Genomic DNA, 12,455 nt, shown 5'->3' with positions numbered 1-12,455 from the left:
AGGGACGTGAACCTCACGAAGCCTTGCGGACGCGCAGATACCATTCGGCGAGCAGGCGCACCTGCTTCTCGGTGTAGCCCTTCTTCACCATGCGGTCGATGAAGTCCTGGTGCTTGCGCTGATCCTCCGCCGAGGCCTTGGCGTTGAAGGAGATGACCGGCAGCAACTCCTCGGTACTCGAAAACATCTTCTTCTCGATCACCTCGCGCAACTTCTCGTAGCTGGTCCAGGCCGGGTTCTTGCCATGGTTGTTGGCCCGCGCGCGCAGCACGAAATTGACGATCTCGTTGCGGAAGTCCTTGGGATTGCTGATGCCGGCCGGCTTCTCGATCTTTTCCAGTTCGCCGTTGAGCGACGCGCGGTCCAGAATTTCGCCGGTGTCGGGATCTCGGTATTCCTCGTCCTGGATCCAGTAATCCGCATAGGTGACGTAACGGTCGAAAATATTCTGGCCGTACTCGGAATACGACTCCAGGTAAGCGGTCTGGATTTCCTTGCCGATGAATTCCGCATAGCGCGGCGCGAGATATTCCTTGAGGTAGGAGATATAGGCGTCGTGCACCTCGGGCGGGAACTGCTCCTGCTCGATCTGCTGTTCCAGCACATGCAGCAGGTGCACCGGGTTCGCGGCAACCTCCTGGTGGTCGTAATTGAATACCCGCGACAGGATCTTGAAGGCGAAACGCGTGGACAGGCCGGTCATGCCCTCGTCGACGCCGCCATACTCGCGATATTCCTGATACGACTTGGCCTTGGGATCGGTGTCCTTGAGATTCTGCCCGTCGAATACCCGCATCTTCGAATAGATATTCGAATTTTCCGGCTCCTTGAGCCGCGACAGCACGGCAAACTGGGCCATCATTTCCAGCGTATGCGGCGCACAGATGGCATGCGACAGGGAACTGTTCTTGAGCAGTTTCTCGTAGATTTTCACCTCTTCGGAAACGCGCAGGCAGTAGGGCACCTTGACGATGTAGATGCGGTCCAGGAACGCCTCGTTGTTGCGGTTGTTCTTGAAGGACTGCCACTCGGACTCGTTCGAGTGCGCAAGAATGATGCCGTCGAAGGGGATCGCCGACAGTCCTTCCGTACCCATGTAGTTGCCTTCCTGGGTGGCGGTCAGCAATGGGTGCAGCACCTTGATCGGCGCCTTGAACATCTCGACGAATTCGAGCAGGCCCTGATTGGCCAGACACAGGCCGCCGGAGAAGGAATAGGCATCAGGGTCGTCCTGGGAAAACTGCTCCAGCATGCGGATATCGACCTTGCCGACCAGCGAGGAGATGTCCTGATTGTTCTCGTCGCCCGGCTCCGTCTTGGCGATGCCGATCTGCTGCAGCACCGAGGGTTTGAGCTTGACGACCTTGAACTTCGAGATGTCGCCGCCGTACTCGTGCAGGCGCTTGACCGCCCACGGCGACATGATGCCCTTGAGGTAGCGCTGCGGGATGCCGTAATCCTCTTCGAGGATCGCGCCGTCCTCGGCGGGCGAGAACAGCCCGAGCGGCGATTCGTTGACCGGCGAGCCCTTGATCGCATAGAAGCTGATCTTCTCCATCAGCGACTTGAGCTTTTCGGCGAGCGAGGACTTGCCGCCGCCGACCGGGCCGAGCAGGTACAGAATCTGTTTCTTTTCTTCCAGGCCCTGGGCCGCGTGGCGGAAGTAGGCGACGATCTGCTCGATCGTCTCCTCCATGCCGTAGAACTCGCGGAACGCCGGATAGATCTTGATGATCTTGTTGGAGAAGATTCGGCTCAGCCGAGCGTCATGGCGCGTATCCACCAGTTCCGGCTCGCCGATTGCCATCAGCATGCGTTCTGCCGCCGTGGCGTAAACGGTAGGGTCCTTCTTGCACAACTCCAGATATTCCTGGAGGGTCAACTCCTCTTCGCGGCTTTCCGCGTATCGCGATTGATAGCGGTTGAATATGGTCATGGACATACCCTCTCTCGAAACCCACCGTTTCAGATACGGACGTTCCATCTGAGGTTTGTCCCCGCCCATTTGTTGTCGATGTTATTTATCGGCACGGGTCAACAGAGGACGCCTTCACTGGTAAACGATGCAATTGCAATGCCATTGGGATGCCCCGGACACGCTGCCCGGCACGACGGACATGCCCCGCAACCGCCGGGAATAGACGCAACCGGCAGATTGCCGGACCTTCACTATCCCGGACCTCCTTGCCCGGGAATTCCAGCAATTTCCCGGACAGTCTGCGGCTACCGCCGTCATGCCCCGCATCTGCACCATAGCGGGGCCCCCCACTCAATCTAAACCTAGTGCAAGTCGCGCCAAATAGCAGCATCAGGCAGAGAAAAATCTGCGCCATGGCCCATGCCGCACCGCTCACGGAATGCACCGATTTGGTGCGAAAATACCAAAAACCCCGACCAACTCCGCACCAAAACATACCGTCGCCATGACAAATCAGGGCGATATCAAGACGAACCCGAGACCAGACGAGCCGAGAACCCTCTGTGAGATGGGACATACGGTATGTCATGCCATGCCATTCTACTCGCCACATAGCACAGGCGCACCCGACAACAACCAGAAAATATCTTTATAGACAATTAGTTATTAAGTTTTTCCTATACGGTAACAACGTGATCCGCCCTATTCAGAATCGTATTCCGACCAGCATTCCGGCGATCCTTTTTCGCAATCATCGATTTATGAAGGCAACTCTGCCCCATCCAGCGCTTACATGCTTCATGTGGGGCATAACTGAACTCCCGTGTCGACAACGAACATTCACATGACCCGTCGCCTACCTGAAGAAACGCCTCAGCCACCCATCTGATTTCTGCCGCTGCTTTTCGCCGATGATTGCGTTCATATTGTCCTTTACCGCTGCAACGTAATCCGCGTCATCATGCTTGATATGGCTAATCAACCAGGTTCGTAGCAGGCCGTGGATTTCGCCCGCCACGTCGTCACCCATGCGATATCGGCTCAGATACTGCCCCACGCGTCGCGCAAACAACTCGTGTACCTTTTTGTGCGGTTTGGAAAACTCATACCCGGCCTCTTCCTGCAGACTTTCCTCGAATGCGAAATGGGACAGCGTATAGTCCATCAAGTCATCCAGTATCCTGCCCACGGCTTCGCGATTCTGGCTCCCATGTATGCTCTCAAGTTCGTTGATGTACTCCACGATTCTCATGTGCTGCTTGTCGATAACGTCGATTCCGGTATTCAAATCGTCGGTCCACCTGATGGTCATGTAACTGATCTCCTGAAATCGTTCTAATCACGCTCCCCACCCATATCCCGGCGAACAAGCATCCGAACCGATTACGCGCATGCTTTCGGTGCTCAATCATTTGTATTTATGGAGTTTTCCCTACAGCACTCCGCCAGCGAACCATTCGCTTATGGCTATGGATTTAGGGGCGGGTATCGGGCGACAACACGCCCGAGACGGAATAAGAGAGACCGTAAGGACGCATAATCCGATTTTAAGTTCGAGCGGGTATTTTGCTGCAGTTAGTGTGGAAATTACGTACGACCTACCCGCTACGCAAGTCATGGGGGCAGGCAATAATGCATGTTATTGACTTCAATCAATACAAATCAAAATCGCCGCGCGCGGCTACCTCGCACGCCAAAAAGAAACGTCGATGGTAAGATCTCTTTCAACCGGGCCCGACCGGCGCATTCGACTCGACGGCAAACGCCGTTCCCTAAAGGAATCAACATGATCCGTGGATATCGTACCGGGCTGCAACTGCTCGCGACCCTGACCTTTGGTCTCGGAGCCATGACCGCCGTGCCCGGAGAGACCGGGGGAGAGGAGCAGCGCTTTCCCGACGTGCTCAGTGCCGAGATAACCCCGCGCGGCGAGAACCGCTTCGATTTCGATGTGACGATTTCGTCCCCTTACGACACCCCGGCCCGCTATGCGGACGGCTTCCGGGTGTCCGGGCTGGACGGAGAACGCTACGGGGAACGCAAGCTGCTGCACGATCATGCCGAGGAGCAACCCTTCACCCGCGATCTGTATGGCGTGGAAATACCTGCCGGCGTCCGCCGGGTGGTGATTCAGGCACGCGACCAGCGCTACGGGTATGGCGGCAAGTCCATCGAGGTCGACCTGCCCGGGCGCTGAAAACCCGCCCCGTGACCGGGGCGGGCAAGGGACCAGCCTTGATGCCTAGAAGTTGGCGGTGATGCTGCTGTACACCGTCGTCGGCGCACCCGGCAGCACCAGCAGCTGCCCGGCGGAATTGCCGCCCAGCAACCCGCCGCCGGTGACGTATTCGAACTCGTTGTAGCGGGTATCGGCCACGTTGAGCACGTCGACGGCGAGCTTGACGTCCTTCAGACCCAGGCTGTTGCCCGCGGTCGGGATGGTGTAGCTCAAGCCCAGGTTGAATGTGCCATAGCCAGCCAGCTTCTGACGGCTGGGTGCGCCCGTGTTGTCGTTGAAGATCGCCTGCGAACCGGTGTACTGGTACCACACCTTCGGCGTCAGCACCCCGCCGGCCACGTAGGCGCTGTAGTTGCCGCCGACGTTGAACGTGGTGTCTGGCACGTTGGACACCGGCAGGCCGTTGTAGCTCACGCCACCGGTCACGTACTGCGTGAACACCGCCCGTTCGACGTTCAGGTTGGCGAACGCCTCGGTGTTCTGTAGCGGCTTGTCCACCACCGCCAGATTGGCGCCGTCATAGGTGGAATCACCGTTCGCGTCGCCCAGATAGTTGCCGTTGGCGTCGTACAGCGGGATGTACTGGTTGGCGTAGTGCAGATGGTAGTACTCGGCGGTGAACATGAAGTCGTGCAGATAGGCTGCATGCTTCACATGGACCTTCACACCGACGTTGTAGTCCGTGCTCTTCTCCAGGTTGTAGACCGGTGGCGTGGACTGATAGAGCCCGCCGCCGCCGCCAACCTGTGGCTCCTTGTGCGCCGTCGAGTAGTTCGCGAATACCGCCACGTGACGCTGCACCTTCCAATTGAAGTCGATCGATGGCTCGACCTTCACGAAGGCGTTCTTCGCCGGCGGCAGTTGCCCCTGATTGTTGTTCGGGTACAGGGCGTAAGCCTGGGCGAAATCGCCGGCTGCGGCCGGATAGTAGCTGGTGTAGTACTTGATCAGGCGCACGCCGGGCGTCACGTGCACGTTGTCCGTCGGGCTGATGCGGTCCTGCACGAAGGCGGCGATATCGGTCTGATCCCAGTAGTCGCTGCGGTAATGCGCGTTGGGGACGGTATTGGAGCCGTAATACGGCGCATTGGGGTTGTAGAAGGCGTTTCTGGAGTTGTAGTGACTGACCAGAAAGAAACCGCCGAAATTCACTTCGTTGTACGGCAGGTTCACGCTCAACCAGAGCTTGTCGCCGTACACGTCGTCGCGCGGGTTATTGTACTCGTAGAGATTGTTCGGATTGCTCAGGCCGTAATTGTTGTAGTGGAAATGGAAGCGATGCCCGTAGCGGTACCACACCATGTTGTGCGCCGTGGTCGAGCGATCCAGTGCCACGTTCAGCTTGCTGTACAGCAGCCAGGTTTCGTTGCTGTCTTCCTTGTTCCACACGTTCCCGGGAATCGACGAGTAGTAACCCGAGGTCTGCTGGCTGTACAGCGGGCTGTTCGCCGTCCCATCCAGGGTCACACCGGCGATCGGATTGATCGGAATCGGCACCGGACGATACCCGGAACCCTTGGCGAGATAGGCGCCCACGGAGAAGTTGCCGCCCTCGAAGCTCTTGATCGTCTTCGCGAACCAGGCGTAGTTGTAGCTCGGATTCTCGAAGCCGTTCGGGCTCTTGCGGTAGCTGTTGCTCGAACCGACGCCGCCCGCGACGACAGTCGACCAGCCGTCGATCTCGCCGGTGCGGCCGGACACGAACAGGTTGCGCGCATTGTAGCTGCCGTAGGTCAGCTTGACCGTGGCGCCGGGCTTGCGCGTCGGCTGCAACGGCACGAAGGCGATCTGGCCGCCGATGTTGTTGTACCAGCGGTCGAGCGGATTGCCGGGGCCGTAGGTAATGCCGATGCCCTGCAGCATATCCAACTGCGGCACCTGCGGACTCTCCCACAGGCCGGTCGAGGGGTCGACCATCGGCACACCGTCGAAGGTCACCGAAAGGCTGCCGTCGTCGATCTGGCCGCCGGCGAAACCGCCCCAGCCCTGTTTGATGCCGTTCACGCTGATCGAATTCTTCGTCGCGCCGGTACCGCCGTAACCCGATACGCTGACGCCCGGCGCATAACTCAATGCCTGCGCACTGCCGCCCACCGGACCGGCTGCTGCCAGCTGGTGTTTGCCGAGCACCTTGAGCGCCTGCCCCGACTTGAAATCGGCCTTGGGCTGCAGGAATGCGCCGGCCTGCCCCACCTGCTCGGAAGCCGCCTTGCCGGTCGCGGAAACCTTGCCCACGTTGATGTCGCCGGGAGCAGTCTTGGTCGTGGCGGCAGAACTTGCCGGAGCATCCGCTGCAAACGCAACGGGACCGAGCGTATACGTACTGGCCGCAGCCAAGGCTACGACCAGGGGTCGCACAACAAACTGACGAAGCATTATGTATTCACCTCATTGCATGGCTTGAAAGTCGCGGGGAGATCTGTCCGAGGGGCAGACATGGCTGCGAATTTTCATGCGACGCGACAAGGCAAAACCTGACACGAAACTTACACGTGATTTCAAACAGGGAAAAAACCACTTACGGTGACTGGCGCCAAGTGCCTTTTTTAAGATTTGTGAATATTGAATTTAAGATTTGTGAAACGAATCACATCGAAGTGCAGACACGTTTCACTCCTGCGGGACATCATTAGACATGGACTGGAAAAACCGATAGCGCTGCGTGGAGGATTGCTTGGCACTGTACATGGCATCATCACTGTGACGGAGCAATTCCTCAAAATCCGTGCCGTCACGCGGATAAGTCGCAATCCCGATACTCGCATCGATCAATAGATCGTGTCCCATGATGGAAAATGGTCGCGTCAGACTTTCAATGATCTTGCGCGCCACCGTCGCGGCATCATCCACTGATTTGATCCGCGCAAGCAGGACGATGAACTCGTCGCCGCCTTGACGCCCCACTGTATCCTCGCCACGTAGACAGGTGGTTAAACGCCGCGCCACCGCCTGCAGCAATTGGTCGCCGGCGTCGTGGCCCAGGGTGTCATTGATTTGCTTGAACTTGTCGAGGTCAATGAACATCAATGCGAACTGGCTCTGTACCCGCTTGGCACGAACGATAGCCTGCTCGATGCGATCCTGCACGAGACGCCGATTGGCCAGATTGGTCAACGGGTCGTAATTCGCGAAATGCGCCACCTGCCATTCGATTTCCTTGCGCCTGGTGATGTCGTGAAGCACGCCGATGAAACCGCCGTGTTCGCCGCTGTCGAGCCGGGAAACGCGCAGTTCTGCGGGAAACACGCTGCCGTCCCGGCGCATGGCTTCCACCTCGCGCACATGTCCCACCACCTGCGATTCGCCCGTTTCCCGGTAGCGACGCAGATAGGCGTCATGTTCGCTGTGGAATGGCTCCGGCATCAGCATGGAGACGTTGCGCCCCACCACCTCGCTGCTCTTGTAGCCGAACATCCGTTCGGCACCGGGATTGAACAGCTCCACGATCCCTGCAGCTGAAATACTGATGATGCCTTCGTTGACGCTCTCCACCAGACTACGCATGCGTGACTCGCTGGAACTCAAGCGCTCATTCGCCTCATACGCCTCGCGCTGGGATTTCACCAGTCCGGCCACCAACGGCGCCAACAACCAGCGCAGCGACAGCAAGGCGGCCACCATCAACACCAGTAGCAAGGGCAGTAGGTAGCGCAGTTGCCGCCATACCGGCGCATAAAGCTCGTGGGTATCGATCTTCAGCACCATGCCAAGCCCAAGGCTCTCCAGAGGCCGGTATACGGCCACGACTTCCTTATTCCGGTAATCCCGGGTTATCACCCAGCCCCGCTCGCCTTTCAACGCGTAGCTCATAGGTAAAGGGACGCCGCCTTTCTGTGTCCGTGAGAGGTGTAGCACCTTGTCGCTCAAGGTCGAAGGGAAACAAGACATTTCGTTTTCGGCGGAGGGTGCGCACATGGCCAATTCGGCGGTTTTCCCCCAAGTGCGTACGGATCTGAACAGCTGTTCCAGGGTATGCAGCGGAAGCTCAACGACCAGTTTTCCGATGACCTTGCCACGATCTTCTATGGTCACCACGCTATGCAGGAAGAAACGATGTTCGAACAACAGGCGCGCATCCACACCCACATTTACCGGCACGGAAATTTCGGGTCGATTGATAAAATCTCCTGCACGCACGAGTTCGGTGCCTGACGCATCGTAAAAAGCGATCCCGGAAAGCCCTGTATGCAGAAATGAATTCGCGCCCCGACGCAGAGCTGCCAATGCCTGCGGATCGTCGCGGTGAGCCTGCAGCTTGACGAGTTGGGCGATCAGGAAAGGCCTTGTGGATATCATCCGGCTCTTTTCGATGCCATGACGTATCTCCGTATCCTCCAGCATCACGATATTGTCGAGGGAAGACTGAAGGCTGGCGATCAGCTGATGTTCGGCCTGGTACTTCATCACGTAGAACACGCCGATACCGACGACAAGCGCTGTCACCACCAGGATTGCCCTGGCGATGAACAAAATGCGGCGCTGATCTATCTTCTCTATTCTCATATCATCAGGATTCCGAACCCGGCAATCGCCGGGACAAGGCCATGCAGATAACGTGTCCTATTCCGAATCATCTGTGGGAACAGGTATGGACAGGCCGGCAACGGCTCGGAGACAGACAGAGGCGAACAACGATAGGCGTCAACCAGGGGTCATGCGCATTGTCCCGCAAATCTATAGAGCGCATACCGCACGTGTGGAGGATGCGGCTCCATCATCATCACTCCCCTACCGCCCTGGAAGTCTGGAGAGAACAGAAACCCACCTCCGATTCGCGTATTGCCAGGCTGCTCTCGTGTCGGTATCCGCAGCCTGCCGAGGCGCGCATGCTTAACCGATGAACCAGACTCCAGCCCCCTTCAACCAAAGTCAGCCTATGCCTTGGCATTATCCACGAATAGATTCTTTGCATGAGATGAAGGCCCGCCATTGGTGGACTTACGCCTTCGCCGGACCTGTTCGAACACGCAAACGACTGCGCCACGTCGACATCTCCTCCAAGTCTTTTCTGTTGTTATTAGGGCCTGTTCGCACTCTGGGGTGGCGGGCTGCCGGAGCCACTTTCCGTGGCTGCCAGGCGCCGCGAGACGCGCAAAGCGGTCCGGCCGGCCCTACGGGTTGCGGCTGAAAAACCGCCACCCCAGAGTGCGAACAGGCCCTAGTTCAATACTAGCCCTTCTACGAGTGTGGCGCGGCGAACCATACCGACAAATGAACCATGCAAGGGCGCAACTGCCTAAGACGCCCCCCTCATCTCTCGGCCATCGGCCATGGAGCTTCATCTCATGACACTGGAAACCCGCACCCTTGGCACCCAGGGTCTCGCGAGGTCTCAGCGATCGGGCTCGGCTGCATGGGCATGAGCCAGTCCTACGGACCCGCCGACGAGGCTGAGTCCATCGCCACCATTCACCGCGCCATCGAGCTCGGCTGCACCTTTCTCGACACCGCCGAGGTCTACGGTCCCTTCGCCAACGAGGAACTGCTCGGCCGCGCACTGGCCGGACGACGCCACGAGATCGTGATCGCCACCAAGCTCGGCTTTCGTATCGAAGACGGCCGCCGCATGACCGGCACCGACAGCCGACCCGAGCATATCCGCCAGGCGGTGGAAGGCTCGCTGCGACGCCTGCGCACCGACCATATCGACCTGCTCTACCAGCACCGCGTCGACCGCAACGTGCCAATGGAGGACGTGGCCGGCACCGTCGGCGAGCTGGTGCGCGAGGGCAAGGTGCGCTTCTTCGGCCTGTCCGAGGCCGGCGCCGCGCCCATGCCGTCCACCCGGTCAGCGCGCTGCAGAGCGAATACTCGCTGTGGGAACGCAACCTGGAGGCCGAGATCATCCCGCTGCTGCGTGAACTAGGCATCGGCCTCGTACCCTTCGCCCCGCTGGGCCGCGGTTTCCTCACTGGCGCGGTCAAGCGTGCCGAGGAATACCCGATGACCGACTTTCGCCACAACGACCCGCGCTACCAGGGCGAGCACTACGACGCCAACCTGCACGCGGCAGCGACGGTGCGCAAGATCGCCGAGACTCTTGGCGCCACGCCGGCGCAGGTGGCGCTCGCCTGGCTGCTGCGCCAGGGCGACGATATCGTGCCCATCCCGGGCACCAAGCGCCGCAGCTATCTGGAAGAAAACCTCGCCGCCGCCGACCTCGTGCTCGATGCGGCGCAGCTGCAGACGCTCGACGAGGCGCTCGCCCCCGGCCGTATCGCCGGCGAACGCTACAACGAACGCCTGATGGCCACGGTCGACCGATAACGCCCTTGTCGCGACTGCGGCGCGTCCCTATCTTGAACGGAAGGGAAACCGGACGAGGGCGGCACGATGGCAAGCGGATGGGCGAAGGATGGTGCGGTACAGGACCAGATCGACGCGACGGTGCAGAATGCGCTGCTGCAGGCGCGTAGCCGAATGCCGCAGGGCGAGGGTCTGAGCCACTGCGCCGAATGTGGCGAGCCTATTCCGCCCGCCCGGCGCCGGGCGATTCCCGGCGTCCGCCTGTGCATCGCCTGCCAGGAAGCGCACGACAGCGAGGCCAGCGTGTTCAGCGGCTACAACCGCCGCGGCAGCAAGGACAGCCAGCTGCGCTGAAGACCCCTCATCTCCCGCCCTAAACCGGTTCATGCCCGCCTTCATGCTGCGGCGCCTTAGACCCGGCCTTTCCGCCTGTTCCGAGGTAGTCCTGACCGGGGCGGATCAGCAGCAGCAGGGGCATCGTCGCCAGCAGGGCGAAACCGAACAGCTCGAACACGTGCACCAACCCCGCCATCTGCGCCTGCTGCCCCAGCATCCTGCCGACCAGGGCCGCCTGGAGACGATCCGGCGAGGATGAGAAGGGTGCGAGATAGCGCTGCAGCGCCGGGTTGAACGGGGTGATGAACCCGCCCAGGCGGTTCCAATCCTGCTGGGCATAGTGCGTGGTCAGATCGGTGCTCGCCGCGGTGCCCACCGAGGCCGCGATGGTACGCACGAGCTGGCGCAGCCCGGCCGCCTCGGTCGTGCGCTCGGGCGGCAGCGTGGCGAAGGCCAGCGCGGTCAACGGCACGAACACCAGCCCCATGCCGAGTCCCTGCAGGATGATCGGCCAGATCAGCCACCACAGGCCGACGTTGAGGTCGTAATCGGTCATCGCCAACGTCCCCACGGCGGCGAAGAGTATCCCGGCCAGGACCAGCAAGCGCGGCCCGAAGCGGTTGAGCATGCGACCGGCGAACTGCATCGACGCGGCGGCCGCGACGCCGCGCGGGGCAAGCAGCAGCCCGGTGGTCAATACGGGGATGCCGAGCAGGGATTCGGCGAACATCGGCTGCAGGGTGAGCACGCCGAACAGATTGAACATGACCGAGGCGAACACCAGATTCGAGATCGCGAAATTGCGGTCCTTGAACAGCTTGAGATCCAGTATTCCCGGGCCCGTGGCCGTGCCGGCATGGATCATCAGCAGGCCGTAACCCAGCGCGCTCAGCACCGTGGCGACGACGATGGCCGGCGACGAATACCAGCCGTACTCGGTGCCGCGGTCGAGCACGAACTGCATCGCGCCAAGGGCGAAGAACAGATACAGAAAACCCGACCAGTCCATGCGCCGCGGCCGACGCGGCGTGTCCGGCACATAGAACCACGCCCCGGCCAGCGCGAGCAGACCGATGGGGATGTTGATGAAGAATGCCCATCGCCAGCTCGCGACCTGGGTCAGATAGCCGCCGAGCGTCGGTCCGATGATGGGGCCGACGATCGCCGCCAGGCCGAAGATCGCCATCGCCCGACCGCGCTCCTCCGGCGGGTAGGCGCGCACCAGCACCGACTGGGCCAGCGGCATCAGCGCGGCGCCTGCAACCCCTTGCAGCAACCGGAACAGGACCACCTGATCGAGACTCTGCGACAGCCCGGTAAGCGCCGAGGTCACCATGAAGCTGGCGATGCTCACCGCCAGATAGCGCCGCTGCCCGATGCGGTCGGAGAAATACCCGGTCAACGGCATGAACACGCCGGAAGCGACCAGATAGCTCGTGAGCACCCAGGTGATCTGGTCCGGGGTCGCGGAAAGCGAGCCTTCCATGTGCGGCAGCGCGACGACCACGATCGTGGTATCCACGATCTGCATCACCGCCGCGATCATCACGCTCCAGGTAATGAGCAGCCGTTTGGAAACCGTCGTCTGCACGCCAGCCCCTCCCGCCGGTCCTGCGCCGAAGGCAAGTTTCAGCCACTCCATCGCATCCGTCCCGGCGCACCATCGGAAGCGGTCTCAGCAGAACTCATCGCCCCCGGGCTGCCAAGCGCACATTC

The 12,455-nt window shown here is 60.2% G+C and carries 7 protein-coding genes and 1 pseudogene; 3 read left to right on the top strand and 5 right to left on the bottom strand.

Going from position 1 to position 12,455, the window contains the following annotated elements; translation table 11 throughout:
* Window positions 1-13: 13 nt before the first annotated feature.
* Window positions 14-1,936, bottom strand: a complete 1,923-nt coding sequence (locus tag BJI67_RS03325) for a PrkA family serine protein kinase (protein WP_070073919.1) — start codon at window positions 1,934-1,936, stop codon at window positions 14-16.
* An 838-nt stretch (window positions 1,937-2,774) separates the two neighbouring features.
* Window positions 2,775-3,230, bottom strand: a complete 456-nt coding sequence (locus BJI67_RS03320; protein WP_070071824.1) for a bacteriohemerythrin — start codon at window positions 3,228-3,230, stop codon at window positions 2,775-2,777.
* A 474-nt stretch (window positions 3,231-3,704) separates the two neighbouring features.
* Between BJI67_RS03320 and BJI67_RS03315 the strand changes: the two genes are divergently transcribed.
* Window positions 3,705-4,115 carry a hypothetical protein gene (locus tag BJI67_RS03315; RefSeq protein WP_083250601.1) on the top strand — a complete coding sequence of 137 codons (411 nt, stop codon included), beginning with the start codon at window positions 3,705-3,707 and terminating at the stop codon, window positions 4,113-4,115.
* 45 nt (window positions 4,116-4,160) lie between these two features.
* Here the strand turns inward: BJI67_RS03315 and BJI67_RS03310 are convergent, their stop codons facing one another.
* Window positions 4,161-6,533 carry a TonB-dependent receptor gene (locus BJI67_RS03310; protein WP_070071823.1) on the bottom strand — a complete coding sequence of 791 codons (2,373 nt, stop codon included), beginning with the start codon at window positions 6,531-6,533 and terminating at the stop codon, window positions 4,161-4,163.
* A 234-nt stretch (window positions 6,534-6,767) separates the two neighbouring features.
* On the bottom strand, window positions 6,768-8,573 hold the full coding sequence (locus tag BJI67_RS03305) for a diguanylate cyclase domain-containing protein (RefSeq protein WP_197513282.1): 1,806 nt from the start codon (window positions 8,571-8,573) through the stop codon (window positions 6,768-6,770).
* A gap of 802 nt (window positions 8,574-9,375) precedes the next feature.
* On the opposite strand from BJI67_RS03305, the pseudogene BJI67_RS03300 reads away from it, so the two are divergent.
* A pseudogene (locus tag BJI67_RS03300) lies at window positions 9,376-10,424 on the top strand (aldo/keto reductase).
* A 66-nt stretch (window positions 10,425-10,490) separates the two neighbouring features.
* Entirely contained in the window at window positions 10,491-10,757 is a 267-nt protein-coding gene (locus tag BJI67_RS03295) for a DksA/TraR family C4-type zinc finger protein (protein WP_070071821.1), read from the top strand.
* A gap of 19 nt (window positions 10,758-10,776) precedes the next feature.
* Here BJI67_RS03295 and BJI67_RS03290 read toward each other — a convergent pair whose 3' ends face one another.
* Entirely contained in the window at window positions 10,777-12,381 is a 1,605-nt protein-coding gene (locus tag BJI67_RS03290) for a DHA2 family efflux MFS transporter permease subunit (protein WP_070071820.1), read from the bottom strand.
* Window positions 12,382-12,455 lie beyond the last annotated feature (74 nt).

This window comes from Acidihalobacter aeolianus (assembly GCF_001753165.1).
Classification (GTDB): Bacteria; Pseudomonadota; Gammaproteobacteria; order DSM-5130; family Acidihalobacteraceae; genus Acidihalobacter; species Acidihalobacter aeolianus.
This window is presented reverse-complemented; position numbering and strand designations above follow the sequence as displayed.